Here is an 18,442-nt window from a genome sequence, read left to right on the forward strand (position 1 = left end):
GTGGTTGCACTGGAATAAAAGGGGCTGCAAAAATATCTCATTTTAACTAAAACACATTGGCTATCAAGCCTTTATAAAATTCTGTGAAAGACCTAGGCTACCTAAATAAATACCTACTTAAATATAAGTTTCACCTAATTTTCGGTGCCTTATTCATCATTATTGCAAATTTCTTTGCAATTGTGCCTGCTGTAATTGTTCGTTATGCTTTCGATATTTTGCAACGTAGCTATGGAATTTTCTCTTCTTTTGACGGTTTTGAACTTCAGTCTGAAACACTCGGCATCATTGGGTCGAGCATTATAATTCTTGCTGTATTAATACTCACAGCAGCTTTACTTCGAGGCGTTTTTCTCTTCTTCATGCGTCAAACCATCATTGTAATGTCCAGACACATTGAATACGATCTCAAGAATGAAATTTACGAGCACTATCAAACTTTGCCATTAAGTTTCTACCGGAAGAATAATACGGGTGATTTGATGGCAAGAATTTCTGAGGATGTGAGCAAAGTACGGATGTATATTGGTCCAGCAATCATGTATGGAATTAACCTTTTCACACTTTTCGCAATGGTAATTCCGTTCATGATTTCAATAAATCCTACACTCACACTCTATTCCTTGCTACCGCTTCCGATCCTTTCAGTAAGTATATATTTTGTGAGTAATATTATCAACAAGCGATCTACGGAAATACAGGAAAGCCTATCCGGTCTTTCTACCTATGTGCAAGAGGCTTTCTCTGGAATTCGAGTAATCAAAGCTTTTGTGAGGGAAGAAGAGGTGGCCTCTAACTTTGAAAATGAAAGTTTGGAGTACCGGGATCGATCATTAAAGCTCGCTTTTGTGCAGGCGCTTTTTATGCCATTGATCATGGCGCTTATCGGTTTGAGTGTGATTCTTACGGTTTGGGTTGGCTCCATTCAAGTATTTAATGGAGAGGTGAGTACAGGAAATATTGCTGAATTTATCATTTATGTAAACATGTTGACCTGGCCAGTAACGGCACTGGGCTGGATCACTTCCATCATTCAGCGAGCTGCAGCATCACAGCGAAGAATAAACGAATTCCTTGGTACAAAAACAGATATTGTGTCTGAAAAGAGTATTGTCAGAGAAATAGAAGGGCATATTGTTTTTGATGATGTGAGCTTCACTTATCCTGATTCGGGCATTAAAGCATTAAAAAATATCTCTTTTGAGGTTCGCCCAGGTGAATCCATCGCTATTGTGGGTACCACAGGATCGGGAAAGAGTACCATTGCCAACATGATGTCCAGACTCTATGATATAGATGATGGCAAAATTGAGATCGATGAAATAGGAGTGAAGGACTATGATATTTCTTCACTCAGAAGCCAGATAGGGTATGTCCCTCAAGATGTTTTTCTATTCTCTGATACAATAGAAAACAATATCTCCTTTGGAAATCGAAAGATGAGCAGAGAGGAAATTGAACGCGCTGCCGAAGATGCAGATGTTTTAGCTAACATCAAGGATTTTAAAGATGGCTTTCAGACTCGATTGGGAGAAAGAGGCATTACACTTTCAGGCGGTCAAAAACAGCGTGTTTCAATTGCGCGTGCAATTGCACGATCTCCAAAAATATTAATCCTGGATGATGCTTTGTCCGCTGTTGATACGAAGACTGAAAATGTGATCCTGAATGCTATGCAGCGCATCATGCAAGGCAGAACTTCAATTATTATCTCTCATCGGGTTTCTTCCGCCAAGCTTGCAGATAAAGTGGTAATGTTGGATGATGGTATTGTAGTTGAGCAAGGCACACATGACGAATTGCTTTCTAAAGGTGGTGCATACAAAGAGTTACACGATAAGCAGCTTGCCGGAGAAGAGGTGGTTTAATTACCTCGCCCAGTATTCAACACTAAAACTCTGATCCGGGTAGTAAAGCTCAAAGGAAAGCGGCTGCAAAACCTTACCTTCTTCAATAGCTTTTATTTGAACAATCTCTGCTATCTCTTCAGGAGTTGGACGAACTAGCACATGCTGAGTCATAAAAACCTTAAATATTTTATCCGTTTTAAATTCCTTGTATGAGTAACCAGCAGGAAGTCTTAAAACATCATTTATTTCTTCTACTGAGGCTCCGATAAAATAATGAATCGAATCTTGGCCTATTGTATCATTTTGAAAGAAAATAATAGTGAGCATCCCCTCCAACCTTCCTGAGTCTACTTCCGCTTTTGCTTCCTGCATTCTATTGCTAAACTCTGCATACCTGTATTTCTCAATATACTCTTTCCCTATCACTGTTCGATCTTTTCCTTCCATCACGTATACTTCGATTGGATCAAATCCGCCAAGCGTATAATAAGTACTCCATGCAATAATGATCAGGCAAAGAATAATGATGACTATATAGAGTTGTTTTGCTCGCTTCATGGCTCAAATATAGGTGGGAATTAAACTGCTTTTGCAACCTCCTTGTACTGCATTTGATGCAGCTGTGCATAGTAGCCATCTTTCTCCAAAAGCTCATCGTGATTCCCACGTTCCACAATCTCTCCTTTGTCCAGAACCAAAATTTGTTTCGCATTCTGAATGGTAGACAACCGATGAGCGATCACAATAGAAGTACGCCCGCTCATCATCTTCTGAATCGCCGATTGAATCAATTCCTCCGTTTCAGTATCTACGGATGATGTAGCCTCATCCAACACAATAATCTTCGGATCATAGACCATGGCTCGTACAAAAGAAATCAGTTGTCGCTGACCTACGGAGAGTGTGGCACCACGCTCCATCACATTGTAATCAAACCCTCCTGGAAGCTTTTCTATAAAAGGAAGGGCACCCACCATCTCAGCTGCTTTTCTCACTTTTTCTGTGGAAATATCCGGATTGCGAAGTGTGATGTTATTCAAAATAGAATCTGAAAATAAAAAGACATCTTGCAGAACCACTGCAATGTGATTTCTAAGATTAGACAAATTATACTCACGCACATCTGTTCCATCTACATAGATGTTACCTTTATTGATTTCATAAAAACGACTGAGCAGATTGATCACAGAAGATTTTCCTGCCCCTGTTGCTCCAACTAATGCGATCGTTTCTCCTTGATTAACCTCAAACGATATGTCTTTGAGAACGTAATCATCTTCGATATAGGCAAAGGATACATTTTCAAATTTCACATCGCCATTCACCTGACTGGGCTCAAAGGTGCCATTATCTTGAATATGATCACTATTGTCCAACAGATCCAGTATTCGATTGGAAGAGACAATGCCCATCTGAAGGGTATTGAAACGATCTGCTATCATACGGATTGGACGAAAAAACATTTGCAAGTACAAGATGAATGCAATCAGCATTCCGAACTCAACGTTGCCTTGCACAAGCTGGCCTCCTCCATACCAAACGATTAGTCCAATACCGGCTGCTTGAATGACCTCTGAAACAGGGAAGTAAATGGCATAGTAAAGGACTGAATTGATATTGGCTTTTCTATGCTCTTTGTTGATTTCCTTAAATTTTTCGAATTCACGCTTCTCACTGTTGAAAATTTGAACGATGTTCATTCCCGTAATGTGCTCTTGCACAAATGAGTTTAGGTTGGATACGGCAGCACGTACTTCATTAAACGCTACCTTGATTTTTTCTTTGAAAATATACGTGGCAAATAACAACACAGGAAGCAATGAAAGGCTTACAAGCGTCAGTGACCAATTCAGCCAAAACATAAAACCTAAAATCACAAGAAGCTGCATGACATCCGCAATGATCCCAGCAATCCCAGTACTAAAAACTTCAGCCAGGGTCTCGATATCAGAGACGTTTCTGGTAACCAATCTGCCGATAGGTGTCTTATCGAAAAAGGTCAGCTTTAAACTCTGGATATGCCTATAAAGCTTAATTCTAATGTCTTTGATGATGTTCTGTCCCAACCAGCCAGAATAAAAAGTATGTAGATATTGAACAATGGCTTGAACAACCAATAGACCGATCAAAATCATGATCATATCTACCAGGCCGGGATAATCACCCTGTGCTACATTGTTGTCAATTGCTTGCTGAATAATAAATGGGCGCAAAGGACCTGTTACGCTCAGTGCTATCGTGAGAAACACCAAGAAATAAAAAACTCCGATGTACGGTTTAGCGAAGACGAATAGTCTTTTCAGGACCGTCAGGTCTACTATGTTTCCGCTGGCCTTTTCTTTTTCCAATGTCTTAGTTTAAGTAGATGTCTTTGGGGTAAACCACTTCATGTAAATAAAGTCCCTCAGCTGGCACCGCTCTTCCGGCTTTGCTGCGATCATTGCTTTTCAGTATCTCTATGAAATCCTCTAAAGAGGTTTTCCCCAAGCCAACATCAATCAATGTTCCAACGACTGCTCTCACCATTCCGCGTAAAAACCGATTTGCTGAAATGACAAATAAGTGATTAGTGCTTTCCAACATCCATTTCGCCTCAAAAATTTCGCAGTTAAAATGATTCACCTCGGTATGAACCTTACTGAAGCACTCAAAGTTCTGCCAATCCTTAATTATTTCACAGGCTTTGTTGATTTGATCAACATCCAGCTCTGGTTTGAAGTGGTACGAATATCCATTTTTAAATGGATTCTTGTCCTGATGCAGATGGTAATGATACGTGCGAGAACTGGCCTCAAAGCGCGCGCTCACATCATCCTTCACGTGTGAAATTTTATTGACAGAAATGTCTTCATTAAGAAATGAATTAAGCTTGAACACCAGTTTTTCTGTAGCTAATTCATCTGCGTCGAAATGAGCAATTTGCTGTGTCGCATGAACTCCAGCATCCGTTCGGCCGCTCCCAACGATCGCAATTTCCTCTTGTAGAATTGTGGAAAGAGCTTTTTCTACCTCCTCCTGAATAGTTACACCATTGGGTTGAATCTGCCAGCCGTTGAAGTTGGTGCCTTTATAACTGATGTCCATGAAATATCTCACGGCGACAAATTTGCTCCTATTCTTCCGATTGAAGAACATTTAGGTTCATATTTGCCAAACATTTGACTGTTTGCCAATGACTTGATTAAAACGGCATGCAGAATAGAGATTTCATTTCATTCGATATGACAAGTTGAAAAATCGTACAAACATGCACAACTACAAGAGGTAGTTTTTTTGAGCCCAACATTGAAATAAAAGAAATATAAAATGCTTCAACGAATTCAGACCATCTTCATGACCATCGCTGCTATGGCGATGATTTTAATGTTGTTTTTTCCAATCTGGGAGAAATCCGATCAGCAGTTTGAAGCTGAGCTACGTGAGTATGCCATTATGGATGCATTTCAATTGCAATACAAGCAGATAGATCAAGAAGCCAATGAAGTTCTTCTTGGCACTCAAAATACTTTCTTGCTTTCTGTTGGTGCGATAACGGCAGCATTAGTGATGTTATTTTCGATCACGCGTTACAAAAACAGAATGACCCAAGTGAAGCTCAATGCACTGTTTTCGCTAATTACAGCCGGGACGCTTGTTGGGACCTATCTCTACATCAGCAAGGCCAATGGATTATTCGATCCCACAGTTCAGGGCACTTTCCTAGCAGGCTTCTACCTTCCTATTGTGGCTATGCTCAATAATTTCCTGGCGAATCGCTTCATCCGAAAAGACGAACAGTTGGTGCGGAGTGCGGATAGGATAAGATAATCCCTGCCAACCTGTCAGTTTTCCCTCTCTGGAATAGTATTTGATTTCATGGCATCTGAATAACAACAAAAATTGTAATCAGAAGATGGCAGAGAAAGGTACAATCTCGATACACACGGAAAATATATTTCCGATCATTAAAAAATTCCTCTATTCCGATCACGAGATCTTCCTTCGTGAGTTGGTTTCAAACGCAGTAGACGCAACGCAGAAAATCAAACAACTGGCTTCTCTTGGTGAATATTCAGGAGAGCTCGGTGACTTGACTGTCGAAGTGGCATTCAACAAAGACAAGAAAACCATTACGATTTCTGATAATGGAATCGGGATGACGGCTGATGAGATCAAGAAATATATCAATCAGATCGCATTCTCAGGAGCTACAGAGTTTGTAGAAAAGTACAAAGACAAAGCAGACAATCAGCAGATCATTGGGCACTTTGGTCTGGGATTCTATTCAGCCTTTATGGTAGCGAAGAAAGTGGAAATCAACACACTGTCGCATCAGGATGGGTCAGAACCTGCAAAGTGGGTTTGTACAGGCGAGACTGATTTTGAAATCAAAAAAGGATCTCGAAAAACACGAGGAACAGACATCATCTTACATGTAGCAGATGATTCTGAAGAGTTCCTTGATGAGCACAGACTGCAAGGCATCCTGGACAAGTATTCGAAGTTCTTACCCATCTCGATCAAGTTTGGTCAGAAGGACAAAAGCGTTGAAGACGGCAAAGACAAAGAAGGGAAACCAAAATACAAGACGGTCAAAGAGGACAACATAATCAACGATACTGATCCCATCTGGACCAAGTCTCCTAGTGACCTTAAAGATCAGGATTACCTGGATTTCTACAAGACATTGTATCCATTCAGTGAAGATCCACTTTTCTGGATTCACCTGAATGTCGACTATCCTTTCAACCTAACTGGAGTGCTCTACTTCCCTAAGTTGAAGAAGGATTTCGACTTGCAGAAAAACAAAATTCAGTTGTATTCTCGTCAGGTTTTTATCACGGATGAGGTGAAAGATATCGTACCTGAGTTCTTGCAGCTACTACATGGAGTGATTGACTCACCAGATATTCCATTAAACGTTTCCAGAAGCTACTTGCAGTCGGATTCGAATGTGAAGAAAATCAATGGGTACATCACCAAGAAGGTGGCGGATAAGCTTGCAGAGCTCTTCAAGAATGATAGAAAAGGATATGAAGAAAAGTGGGAAGACATTGGCGTATTTGTGAAGTACGGAATGATCTCTGAAGAGAAGTTTGATGAGAAAGCAAAGGATTTCGTTTTATTAAAAAACACTGAAAACAAGCATTTTACAATTGAAGAGTACAAGAAACACATTGAGACAAACCAGACCAATAAGGATGGAAATGTGGTTGCCCTATACACTTCAAACTCTGAGAAACAGCACGGATATATCGAAACAGCTAAAAAACGCAGCTATGATGTGATTGAGTTGACGGGGCCAATCGACAGTCACTTCATTAATCACCTGGAGCAGAAGAACGAGAAATTTCAGCTTCAGCGTGTAGATGCAGATGTAATCGACAAGTTGATAGATAAGGATGAGAAGAAAGAATCGGTACTTTCAGATAAAGAGCAAGAGTCTTTGAAGGAAATCTTTGACAAAGCGATCAATGACAAGAACAACAGTGTGACTGTTCAGCCAATGGCGACTGATGATCTTCCTGTTACAATCACTCTTCCAGAGTTCATTCGACGAATGAAAGACATGCAAGCGACCGGCGGCGGACCAATGATGTTTGGCGACATGCCAATGACTCTTTCAGTAGCGGTAAATGCTAACCACGCAATGACCAAGAAGATTCTCGAAGCAGACACGGATGAATCAAAGGAAACACTGGCTAAGCAAGCATATGATCTGGCGCTACTGGCTCAAGGTATGCTTCAAGGCAAGGACTTGACAGACTTTGTAAACAGAAGTGTAGAGCTGAGTTTGAGCTAAGTTTTTGCAAGACAGGAAATGATTTTAAAAACCCACTCTGTTGAGTGGGTTTTTTGTTACCAATTCAATTCACTTATCTGTATCCCGGAATCAATAACAAGAGTTATCTCATCTCCAATCAGCGCATCCATCAATCCAAAATCCAATCCAATATCACTTCTTTTAAAAGTAATTGGCAATGATGCAAGTATGCTATCTTCTTCCTGTAATTCTCCAGTAAGCTGAAAACCAATTCCTCGTAACTCGAGTTCGATGGTTATGGAGAACAATGCGCCTTTTCTGACCAGTCTTGCTTCAAATGGTATAACTGGGAAATTGTCAGCATCCAGATACTGCTCAGTGAGAATGGTTTCGTCTCGAGAATCATTGTTGGTATCTACGCTTCGCACATCAGCCTCACCAGAAATCCGCCATTCGTTATCTCCTACTTGCCGGATCTCACCAGTCAACTCATCAAACTTACCTTCCACCTTCAACACACCCATATGGGTAACTTCAAAAGTTATTTTAGCATTTTCAAGCGACGGATTTTGCACGAATCCAAAAGCAAGTAGGAGAAAAAGTTGAGTCATGCTTATTCAGCTATTCCAAGAATCACAAAATTGATCATGACCGTATTGTCAATAATCACCATACCATTTGGAAGCTTCATCTCTCTGCCCACATCAAACTCCGTCCGATCGACGGCAAGGTTTCCTATAATACCAACAGACTGCTTTTTCGTCGGAAGATCAATTGATGGCCCGAGAATAGACACCGGACATTCGATCTCCTTTTTAACCCCATGGATTTCCAATGTCCCTCTTGCCACGTAATTATCCTTATCACCAGTCAAAGACGTTAACTCAAATCGTATTACTGGAAATGCTGCGGCGTTTAAAAATGCTGCACTCTTCACCGCATCTTCGCCGGCATCATTGTTTGCTTCGTAGCTTTCCGTCTTTATGGTAATAGTCGCCTTGGTCTTTGACAAATCAGTCTCATCAAATATCACCACCCCACTTACATCGTTGAATCTGCCAACTACAGGAACTACCCCAAACCTGATCACTTTGGATTGAAATGAAGAATGTCCCGCATCTACGGTATAGGTCTGTGCTAATGATGGAATGGTTACTGTGAATAACAGAACAATGAGAATAGCCTTAAATCGAGTTTTCATAATTTTTTTGATTTAAGGTTACCTGACTTATTGATCAGATTCGACAATTCCAATCGGGATTGCCGAATTAAGCTGTACTTTTCATATACCGAGAAGGTGTTGTTCCTTCAAAACGTTTAAAAGCATTCACAAATGAGGTTTTATTATTAAACCCCGAATCGTATGCGATTTGCAGGAGAGTGTACTCCGGATTTTCTTGAATTCTTTGTTTGGCTTCCTGCACTCGATACGCATTTATCAGGTCGAAGAAAGTGGTATTGAGGTATTGATTGATCAACTGTGAAAGTTGATGTGTATTGAGCGCTAGTGGCTCCGCCAAATCCTGAAGCTTTAGTCCTTTCACAAGGTATAACTGCTTCGCTAAAATCACTTGATGTATTAGACCCTTATACTTATCTGCTTCTTCCGGTTTGAGTCCACTCTTCTCATATTTAAGGGAAGTCTCAGGTCGTTCCCACTTTACTCCGGCAAGTTTATACGAAACCAGGTAAATCAAAATAGCTGATGGCAGCACATATAAATAGTCCATGTGCCTGCGATAGATCTCAGTATAGAAAAGAAGTATTAGAAAACCCATTGCAAACACCCAAATAGTCAAGAGTCCAAACCACATGATTCGTAGCCAACGAATGTTCTCTTCATTGATTGCAGATTGCGCCTTTTCAAGTTGCTTCCGATAGTCAATAATTTTTTTTCGTGATCGTATGAGGAAATAAAGCAGATAAAGAAATTGAAAAATAAAAATGAATGAATAGGTATACTGAATCCAGTTGATCTCATCAGGACGCTTATCAAAAGGAGTCAGCATGCCATAATGTACCTGACGATAACTTAGAAGATCACCAAAAAAAATCGGGATCAGCAAGCTGAATATAACAAAAGGAAGAAACCAAAGCCGATAAGATTTTAAAGGTCTATTTCCAGTCACAACTAATAGATAGCCAAAGAATAGTGGACCAACCAACATCCATGAGCCAAATCGGGTGCCATAGAATACCATCACGCCAACATCGTATGGCCATCGTATGGAAAGAAATTCCAATTGCAGCCAAAGAAGAGCAGCCATCAAACCTAACAACCACTTTCCCTCTTGCACTTTATGATTCTTCTTAAGAATTATCAAATTGATCACAAAGAGACTATGTGCTATGCTTATAATTATGAGGATACTCCAAACATCCAGAGATTGCTGCATGCCATTAAGTTAATGAATCATGTTTTTACGACTTGTTCTAAAGGACAGAAAGTCTAACTACCACCCATCAAACCTCCCTTTTTTCTGCCTAATTGTTTGGTTAGTTTAGTCATTCCAAAATTTGATGAAAGCATGAAAAAGAACTTTACTTTACTGTTAACTCTTGTCTCATTTTTCACCTTTGCTCAGGTAGACATGACGTACTATCTGCCTTCGGGTGTTTCCTATAATCCGGATATTCCAACACCCAAGGAAGTGTTGGGTTATCACCCGGGCGAATGGCATGTGAGCCATGACCAACTGCTCTATTACATGCGTGAGGTTTCCGCGGCATCTGATCGCATGATTATGCAGGAAATTGGAAGAACTTATGAAGGAAGACCTTTAATTCATCTCACCATCTCGAACCCAGCCAATCTGGCTAATTTGGATCAGATAAAAGCAGATCATAAAAAATTGACCGATCCATCTACATCTGGCAACATGAATACAGAGGACATGCCAATTGTCATGTGGCTTGGATACTCCATTCATGGTAATGAAGCTAGCGGGTCAAATGCTTCTCTTTTAACAGCTTACTATCTCGCAGCGGCTATTGGTCAAGAGATCGATGAAATGCTTGAAAATTCGATCATCATTCTGGATCCATCCTACAATCCAGATGGACTCCACAGATTCTCCACGTGGGTGAATACACATCGCTCGCATATAATCAATCCTGATCCAAACGACAGAGAATACGATGAAGCCTGGCCGGGCGGGCGAACGAACCACTACTGGTTTGACCTCAACAGAGATTGGTTACCACTTGCTCATCCTGAATCACGAGCTCGAATTGCTAGATTTCATGAATGGAAACCGAACATCCTCACGGACCATCACGAGATGGGTACCAATTCAACTTTCTTTTTCCAACCGGGAATTCCTTCGAGAAAATTTCCTTGGACGCCAGATAAAAATGTTGATCTCACACACAAAATGGCAGCTTTCCATGCCAAATATTTGGATGAGATTGGGTCATTATACTACAGCGAAGAAAGTTTCGATGATTTCTACATAGGCAAAGGGTCAACCTATCCGGATGTAAATGGAAGTGTTGGAATCCTATTTGAACAAGCAAGCTCAAGGGGACATGCTCAGGAGAATGACTATGGAATTTTAACATTCCCGATGGCTGTAAGAAATCATTTTACAGCATCACTATCCACAATGGCCTCTGGAATGGCACATAGAAAAGAGTTTCTGGATTATCAAAAAACATTCTATCAAGGAGCATCCAATTTAGCATCTCGTGACGCGGTTAAAGCTTACGTTTTTGGTTCATCCAAAGATCCCATGAAGAACTACGAATTAGCTAAAATGCTTGTTCAACATAACATTGAAGTGTATCCGCTAGCTAAGAATATGAATAAAAATGGTAAGTCGTTTCAGGCAAACAACGCATATGTTGTACCTATGAACCAGCCACAATATCGATTGGCAAAAGCGATCTTCGAAACAAGAACTTCATTCAACGATAGTCTCTTCTATGATGTTTCTACCTGGACCATGCCACTCGCATTTAACTTGCCATACGTTGAACTCGGAAGTAAGGAAATGAGTGGTGCGATGGGCGAAAAAGTAATGAGTCCGGACATGCCAAAAGCAGAATTAGTTGGAAATAAAGGGGCATACGCATACGCCATCGAACCATATGGCTATCTGGCTCAGCGAGCCGCCAACCGATTGCTTAGCAAAAAAATTGTAGTGCAGATGCTGAATCAAACACATAATGATGGTACACGGACATTCCCCAGAGGTACCATGATTATTCCGGTGGGAGTACAGGAAAATAAACGACAATGGATTGAGCAGACTATTGATCAAATTGTAAAGGAAGATGCTGTCAATGTTTATGCTTTGAAAACAGGACTTGCCAAGTCGGGTGTGGATATTGGGAGCAGAAGCCACACAACCTTGGAAGAACCAAAAGTAGCTGTGCTTGTGGAAGGTGGCGTTAGCAGCTACGAAGCAGGCGAAGTTTGGCATTTGCTAGATCAGCGATATAAGATGAAGGTGACATTGCTTCCTGTGGATCGGTTAGGGCGTGACCTTTCTCGATATAACCGCATTATCATTCCAAATATGTGGGGTTCATTGAGTGATTCTCAAAAGAAGAACTTAAAAGACTGGATATCACAAGGTGGACTTGTCATTGCCTGGAAAAATGGTGGTAAGTGGCTTTCTGATTCTGAAATCACCAAAGTAAAATATGCATCCAACAGTGATGACGATGAGGATAAAAAAGAATCTTTCAAAACCTACGCTAATCTGGATGCAGAACGAGGTGCACAGGTAACTGGAGGTTCCATATTTGAAGCTAAAATTGATTTAACACACCCATTGGCATATGGAATGGAAAGTGACCGTATGGCGCTGTTTAGAAATCATAATCTGGTAATGGAAAAGTCTAAGAATTCCTACGCAAATCCATTTGTTTATTCAGAAAGCCCGCTACTTTCCGGATACGTGTCGGAAGAGAACCTTGAGCGATTTAAAAATTCACCGGCTGTGACTATATCTAATGTAGGTCGCGGAAAAGTGATTACTTTGGCGGATAATCCAAACTTTAGAGCATTCTGGTATGGTACCAATAAAATCTTTATGAATGCGTTGTTCTTTGGAGAAGCAATCAGCCGTGGTGCGGGTGAGTAAAATTTAACAATGACTGAATGAGAGTTCAGATAAAAATAGCAGCAACAGTTAGCCTCATTTTCGTGGGGCTTTCTGCATTTTCTCAAGATGGAGAGACTCTTGAAGATCTTTTTAAGGTTGATTATGACACTCCCCTCACACTTGATTTGGAAGAAAAAGAAGATGATGTTATAGAGCCCGTTAAAAAAAAGAAGAAAAAGGTAAAGCCAAATGTTTACTTTGGTTTGAAGACCAGAAAAGCGTTCACACGAACTATCCGTGGAAATGATGTGATACTTGATCTTTTTAATGTACTAAAAGAATACGAAGGTCCGCCAGAGTATGCTTCTGATTTCTATTGGTACGACTATAAGAAAAAGAAGATAATCAATTCACTTAAGGTGGATCAACGAAATGCTGGAGTGCTTCATGGGCCGTATGAGAAAAGGGTAGGTGATCAGATAATAGAACAAGGCTGGTATTATAAAGGTCTCAAGCATAGAAGATGGGTGCGATTCAATCGACACGATATCTTGCAGGATAAGTCATACTGGTGGAAAGGGTGGCCACAGGAGTCGAGACTCGCTTACTATGATTTCAAAAAAACAAAACTGAGAGAAGTCATTCCCGTGCATTACGGTGAAAAAGATGGCGAATATTGGGCCTTTCACGAAGATGGTTCTCTTGCTGTGCGTGGCGAATATAAGTTTGGACATAAAATAGGCTTATGGAGAGAATACTATGATGGAGGAAGAGTGAAACGAGAGGTGGTATATTCTGATGATCCCTTCAACTTTAAATTTAACCCGTACATCACTCGTGAATGGGACAGCAAGGGCACCCTCATTTATGATCGTACAAAGTTCCTTAGGGGACAGTATTAAAGTTTCATTTCCATTTGGACGTTGCAGCGATTGTAGGGTGAATCATATCCTTCAACATCCTTGAACCCTAACTTGTAGTACAGTGAAATAGCTGGCTGAAGTACACTATTGGTCTCAAGATAAACTTTTTCTGCACCTAATTCTTTCGCCTTTTCAATTGTGGCAAGCCCAATCTTCCAGCCAATTTTCTTTCCCTGAGCTTCCGGAGCAACAGCCATTTTAGCAAGTTCATATACTCCCCTTTTCAATGGGATCAGTGCACAAGTGCCAACTGGTTTATTCTCCATAAGAGCTATTACAATCGCTCCTCCTTTGTCGATAATGTAGCCTTGGGGATTGTCCAACATCTTGCGGTCAGAATCTTCCATTACAAAATACGTATTGATCCACGCCTCGTTCAGTTCTTTGAATGCTGTGGCATAGGTAGGTTGGTAGTTAACAATTTCAATCATCGTTGATAGCTATAGTATAGTCCGTAAACCATTACTATAACCGTAAGTAGAGCAATATTAATTCCCACCAGAAAAAACATTGTAAAAAAAACAATCACCCACCAAAGCGGGAATGCGAAAAGGCCAATCCCAAATTTTAATGAAGAATGAAACACGACATCATCAATCCCACTTATCACTTTTCTAATAATAAGGAGGGGTAAGGGATTTAATATCCATGCCAGGTGGTGTTTCTTTTTTTGCTTCTTGTCTTCAATAATGGTCTCAGTAATATCAATAGACTGTAATTCGTGAAAGGAAAGATCCTCATGTTTTTCCTGGAAAATAGCCTGAACTCTTAGATCATATTCTGGTGACATATCCGGAATTACCAATACTTCTTTCATTCCCGTACTGATGGCATTTCTTATTTCAATGAGTCCTTTTGCCGCATTTGTCTGATAGCTTTTTACATATTCCTTGACCGGAATAGGTTTGCCAAAATTGATGAGCACAGTAGAGTTAGCAGCCTGATGATTGAAATAATTTAAACCCACTGGAAGAACCATCATTTCAGTGTCAATTGCCTCTTGAGATTGAAGGGCTAATCGGGCTGCTCCTTTGGTTAGAGGCCGCAGATAATAGTCCTTGCCATGGTTACCCTCAGCAAATATTAATACAGAACCGTGATTGCCAAACAGGTTACGACAACTTTCAAATACCGCATCATTTAATGAGAGCTTAGAAAATCCGTCCCTAATACGGTATATCGGCATCATATTCATTAGCCGAAGTAACGGCTTGCTCCACCAGGTAAATACATCCTGTCTTGTAAGATAATGAAGTGGGATAGGTATAAACGCTCCAACCAAAATTGCATCTAAAAAAGCATTTTGGTGATTGGGGATAACTATAAGCGGGGTGTTTTTGGGGACATTCTCCTTTCCTTCTATTCTTATTTTATGAAAATAAGATCGAAGCATCAGTTTCATAAAAACTTTGAAGGATGAATAGAAGACATTCATTTTACACGAGTTCTTCTGTATTTATTAGGGTCAATTTAACCTTATCGATTCGATTCTCCTCCATGGTAAAGATCGTGATGATGAATGGTGGTATTTCAATTACTTCATTGACTTCAGGAATATCCTCATGGTAGGCAAATATCAGTCCTCCCAATGTATCGTACTCACCTTCTGGAAGCGATAGTTGATACTGGTCATTCAGATAATCAATCTCATGTCTCGCACTGAAGATGAAATTATGCTCATCAAGCTGTTGTTCGGTCAGGTATTCATCATCATGTTCATCTCTGATCTCACCAAAGATTTCTTCAATCACGTCCTCTATGCTAACCAGCCCTGAAGTGCCTCCGTATTCATCAACCACGAGCGCCAGGCTTTTTCGGTCAGTGATAAACTGAATAAGAAGTTCATTTGCAAGCATGGTCTCTGGAACGATAGGAATTTCAGCAAGGATTGATTTAATATCTTCAGGCTTCTTAAAAAGCTCAAGAACATGACAATATCCTATCACTTCATCGATTGATTCTTTGTAAACAAGGATCTTAGAATGACCGCTATCTACAAAATGCTTCTTTAGCTCTTCAATTGAATCATTTTCGTCCACAGCGATGATCTCTGTTCTCGGAATCATGCACTCCCGCACTTTTATTGTTTTGAACTCTATTGCATTGTTAAAAATTTTCGCATCGATTTCAGCCTCCTCTTCATCTTTTATATTGAGAATATTATTCTTGATGTAATTATTAAGATCAGTAAGTCCAAATACCGGCTTCTCATCAGAAAGACGATAACCAAACATCCATATAAATAATGCTGAAATTTTCACCACTAAGAAGACGACCGGAAACATCAATACATAGACAAGTCCCATAGGAAAAGCAAAAAGCCTAAGTGAGAAATCGGGATTTATCATAAAAAGACTCTTAGGTAGAAATTCGGCAGTCAACAAGACAAGAGCTGTCGATACAATCGATTGGACAATCAAGACTATAACGTCGGGTGCTGCGGGAAATAATGAAATAATGATTGGCTCCAACAACCCGGCCATAAATATACCATAGAGTACCAGAGCAATGTTATTACCTACTAGCATGGTGGCAAGGAACTGAGATTGATTGCGAGTGAAGAGTGCCAAAATACGTCCGGCAAATGTTCCTTTCTTCTTCAGAACCTCTATATGGAGCTTATCAGCAGATACGAATGCGATTTCCATTCCGGAAAAAAATGCCGAGAATAACAAACAGAGAAGTATGATCAAATAGGAGAGCGGATCATCCATGCTTTCGCTTCTTTTTCTTTTGATTTTTAGAGGATTTCAAAGCCTCTTTTTCTCGAGCTTGTCTCTGACCTTTGCGATATCCATATAAAAATAAGAGTGCTATACTAAACATAAAAATCCAGTATGACTCTGCAAGCCCCACAACAATGGCTTGATCTACTCCTATGATGAAGGTACAAAAGACCAGTACAAAGAGTATTATATCAAATAATCTCATTAGTTCTTTTGGGTCGGTCGAAGGGGAATATCTCTCTGTGCAGGACGTTTAGGATCATCTTCTAGGGTAAACGTTCCTCTTGGTTTTAAGATTCGATACTCGGTGAAATCCTGATTGGATTCCATTCCTTCACCTGTATGAACCTCCCCTTCTGAATTAATAGTAACAAATTTATCTGTATAAAATTTTTCTTCAGACTGGTTCCAAAAAAGCTCCTCGGTGTTTAATTCGTCCTGTTTTGAAATACTTTTTACTACAACATTCCCTTCTGCACGATATAGGTTATCCGCTTTGGTGAAGTAAACATAGTTTGCGGAAAAGTAACTAGTCACCTGACCTCTGCTATTATACCATTCGATATAAAATCCCTGTGGCCACTCGCGATCACCATTTTCAAAATTATTTTGAACAGCCGTTTCTAACTGCATTACCACCAATCCCGAATCACTCATTTGAGTAACGGCACTGTCCATAGAAGACAATGGACCTTCGTATAAAGGTTGGTCAATTAGGTCTTTACGTTGGTTGCATGCCAAAACAACCACCCAAAGGCTTAAAACTAAAAAGCGACCCGGAAGTACCTTCCAGGCCGCAGTTATAATTTTAATGAACGAATTCTTAGTTTGCTGGACGTCTCTCAAGAGCTACAGTTACATTTATCCAACATCCGATGGTGAGTGACTCCCCTTCTTGTTTTCCTTCATTGAAGATGTCCTCAATGGAAGGGAATTGTGCTTTTGCAGCAGCCATTCCGGAACTGTTTCCTGCTTTTCTGTACTCATTGTAAGCCGCAATAAATATTGCTCTGTCCTGTACTTGACTTTGCTCCTGTTTACAATCATCAAAGCTACCCATATAAAGATCTGCTATTAATTTGTAGGCATCTTTATATGATGGATCGAATGACAAAGCTCGTCTTGCGCTATTCCTTGCTGTAGACTTCTGCCCATTTTTCATTTGAATTCGAGCAATATTTACGTACATCTCAGCCTTCTCCCCATTATCATCAGTAAGACCTGCTGCTTCCTGAAAGTACTCAATTGCCTTCGCATCGTTTCCGTCTTGTCCATTTTTCTGGGCCATGAATTTAGCCACTCCAAAGGTTGGTTCATTGTCTTGAACAATACCTGCTGCTTTGAGAGCCAATGGACTATCGAGACACTTACCTTTCAGCATGAGGCCAAAAATTTTCTTCGCCATATTAAGGTCATTGCCTTCATCCAATTTTGGTCCAAGTTTTTCTTCAACAAACGTGCAGCTAATCTCTACTCCTGTTGCGGTAAGAAGCTTATCGACATTTCCCATCATGTTGTCATACTTCTTCTTGTTGTCACCAGAAACACGACTTTTTTGTTTTTCCAAAGCATCAGAAATTGCCGAATAAATTTCAATTACTTGCTCGTCACTTAGATCGCCACCTGAAAATCGATACTTATATACAACATTCATATAAGCCACCAAATTTCCAGAGTTCATATTAGCACCATTAAGCTCAAAAGCTTCTGAATACACTTCGTACAAATAAGGGTACTTCTCTTTGGTTTTGCTGTAGAATCCGTACGCATAAATGGATTTTCTATCCATGATATCAGCCTTATCTTCTGGGTAGTACTCTATTCTTTTATCATGAAGCTCTAACCCTCGCTGAATGTAAGATTCTTTTTTTGCAGCATCTTTTTCCTTTTTACCCAGTGCTTGATAGATTTTAGCGCCATTGATATAAATGGAAGGGTTAAGATCAGGAGTATTCTCTAAAAGCCATTCTAGTGGCGGAACTGCAGATTTGAAATTCTTTGCATTCTTCGCATCTGTGTAGAGTACGTTTTTTTCTTTGGCAATATCTATCTGCTCTCCCCAGTTCCATCCATTTTGCGCGTTTGCCCCAACTGCTAGTGTTAGAAAAAAAGCTGCTCCGAGTATTTTATTAATCGTCTTCATAACTCA

17 protein-coding genes are annotated in these 18,442 nt (G+C 40.2%); 5 read left to right on the forward strand and 12 right to left on the reverse strand.

Going from position 1 to position 18,442, the window contains the following annotated elements:
- Positions 1-83 precede the first annotated feature (83 nt).
- Entirely contained in the window at positions 84-1,868 is a 1,785-nt protein-coding gene (locus ABJG98_RS18955; RefSeq protein ID WP_348281131.1) for an ABC transporter ATP-binding protein, read from the forward strand.
- Here the strand turns inward: ABJG98_RS18955 and ABJG98_RS18960 are convergent, their stop codons facing one another.
- From ABJG98_RS18960 to truA, 3 genes are read right to left on the reverse strand one after another with little or no spacing between them, the layout of a single operon-like run.
- On the reverse strand, positions 1,869-2,408 hold the full coding sequence (locus ABJG98_RS18960; protein ID WP_348281132.1) for a hypothetical protein: 540 nt from the start codon (positions 2,406-2,408) through the stop codon (positions 1,869-1,871).
- 20 nt (positions 2,409-2,428) lie between these two features.
- Positions 2,429-4,198: an ABC transporter ATP-binding protein gene (locus tag ABJG98_RS18965; RefSeq protein WP_348281133.1), complete on the reverse strand. Its 1,770-nt coding sequence runs from the start codon at positions 4,196-4,198 to the stop codon at positions 2,429-2,431.
- A gap of 4 nt (positions 4,199-4,202) precedes the next feature.
- The gene (gene truA, locus ABJG98_RS18970) at positions 4,203-4,934 is read right to left on the reverse strand and encodes a tRNA pseudouridine(38-40) synthase TruA (protein WP_348281134.1); all 732 of its coding nucleotides are present in this window, start codon (positions 4,932-4,934) and stop codon (positions 4,203-4,205) included.
- A 222-nt stretch (positions 4,935-5,156) separates the two neighbouring features.
- Here truA and ABJG98_RS18975 point away from each other — a divergent pair, with 222 nt between their 5' ends.
- Positions 5,157-5,657, forward strand: a complete 501-nt coding sequence (locus ABJG98_RS18975; protein WP_348281135.1) for a DUF4293 domain-containing protein — start codon at positions 5,157-5,159, stop codon at positions 5,655-5,657.
- Positions 5,658-5,742: 85 nt separating this feature from the next.
- Positions 5,743-7,632 carry a molecular chaperone HtpG gene (gene htpG, locus ABJG98_RS18980; protein WP_348281136.1) on the forward strand — a complete coding sequence of 630 codons (1,890 nt, stop codon included), beginning with the start codon at positions 5,743-5,745 and terminating at the stop codon, positions 7,630-7,632.
- Positions 7,633-7,688: 56 nt separating this feature from the next.
- On the opposite strand, the gene ABJG98_RS18985 is transcribed toward htpG, so the two are convergent.
- From ABJG98_RS18985 to ABJG98_RS18995, 3 genes are all read right to left on the reverse strand, one after another.
- Positions 7,689-8,204 carry a YceI family protein gene (locus ABJG98_RS18985; protein WP_348281137.1) on the reverse strand — a complete coding sequence of 172 codons (516 nt, stop codon included), beginning with the start codon at positions 8,202-8,204 and terminating at the stop codon, positions 7,689-7,691.
- Between the two features lie 2 nt (positions 8,205-8,206).
- A complete protein-coding gene (locus tag ABJG98_RS18990) occupies positions 8,207-8,794 on the reverse strand; it encodes a YceI family protein (protein ID WP_348281138.1) in 588 nt (195 codons plus the stop codon).
- Positions 8,795-8,861: 67 nt separating this feature from the next.
- Positions 8,862-9,989: a helix-turn-helix domain-containing protein gene (locus tag ABJG98_RS18995; RefSeq protein ID WP_348281139.1), complete on the reverse strand. Its 1,128-nt coding sequence runs from the start codon at positions 9,987-9,989 to the stop codon at positions 8,862-8,864.
- 132 nt (positions 9,990-10,121) lie between these two features.
- Here ABJG98_RS18995 and ABJG98_RS19000 point away from each other — a divergent pair, with 132 nt between their 5' ends.
- A complete protein-coding gene (locus ABJG98_RS19000; RefSeq protein WP_348281140.1) occupies positions 10,122-12,683 on the forward strand; it encodes a M14 family metallopeptidase in 2,562 nt (853 codons plus the stop codon).
- 17 nt (positions 12,684-12,700) lie between these two features.
- Positions 12,701-13,546, forward strand: a complete 846-nt coding sequence (locus ABJG98_RS19005; RefSeq protein WP_348281141.1) for a hypothetical protein — start codon at positions 12,701-12,703, stop codon at positions 13,544-13,546.
- Here the strand turns inward: ABJG98_RS19005 and ABJG98_RS19010 are convergent.
- Genes ABJG98_RS19010 through ABJG98_RS19035 form a run of 6 tightly spaced genes read right to left on the reverse strand, consistent with a single transcriptional unit; the run spans position 13,543 to position 18,436 of the window.
- Complete coding sequence (locus tag ABJG98_RS19010) at positions 13,543-13,998, reverse strand: GNAT family N-acetyltransferase (RefSeq protein WP_348281142.1); 456 nt, start codon at positions 13,996-13,998, stop codon at positions 13,543-13,545. The genes ABJG98_RS19005 and ABJG98_RS19010 overlap by 4 nt on opposite strands.
- On the reverse strand, positions 13,995-14,960 hold the full coding sequence (locus tag ABJG98_RS19015; protein ID WP_348281143.1) for a 1-acyl-sn-glycerol-3-phosphate acyltransferase: 966 nt from the start codon (positions 14,958-14,960) through the stop codon (positions 13,995-13,997). The genes ABJG98_RS19010 and ABJG98_RS19015 overlap by 4 nt, the downstream gene beginning before the upstream one ends.
- Before the next feature lie 43 nt (positions 14,961-15,003).
- Complete coding sequence (locus tag ABJG98_RS19020) at positions 15,004-16,281, reverse strand: hemolysin family protein (RefSeq protein ID WP_348281144.1); 1,278 nt, start codon at positions 16,279-16,281, stop codon at positions 15,004-15,006.
- A complete protein-coding gene (locus ABJG98_RS19025) occupies positions 16,274-16,498 on the reverse strand; it encodes a hypothetical protein (RefSeq protein ID WP_348281145.1) in 225 nt (74 codons plus the stop codon). The genes ABJG98_RS19020 and ABJG98_RS19025 overlap by 8 nt, the downstream gene beginning before the upstream one ends.
- Positions 16,498-17,139 (reverse strand): LPS export ABC transporter periplasmic protein LptC, encoded by a 642-nt coding sequence (gene lptC / locus ABJG98_RS19030; RefSeq protein WP_348281146.1) that lies wholly within the window; start codon positions 17,137-17,139, stop codon positions 16,498-16,500. Before lptC ends, ABJG98_RS19025 begins: the two co-directional genes overlap by 1 nt.
- Positions 17,117-18,436 (reverse strand): hypothetical protein, encoded by a 1,320-nt coding sequence (locus ABJG98_RS19035; RefSeq protein ID WP_348281147.1) that lies wholly within the window; start codon positions 18,434-18,436, stop codon positions 17,117-17,119. Before ABJG98_RS19035 ends, lptC begins: the two co-directional genes overlap by 23 nt.
- Positions 18,437-18,442: the final 6 nt, after the last annotated feature.

The sequence above is a fragment of the Ekhidna sp. genome (assembly GCF_039960695.1).
In the GTDB taxonomy this organism is placed as follows: domain Bacteria; phylum Bacteroidota; class Bacteroidia; order Cytophagales; family Cyclobacteriaceae; genus Ekhidna.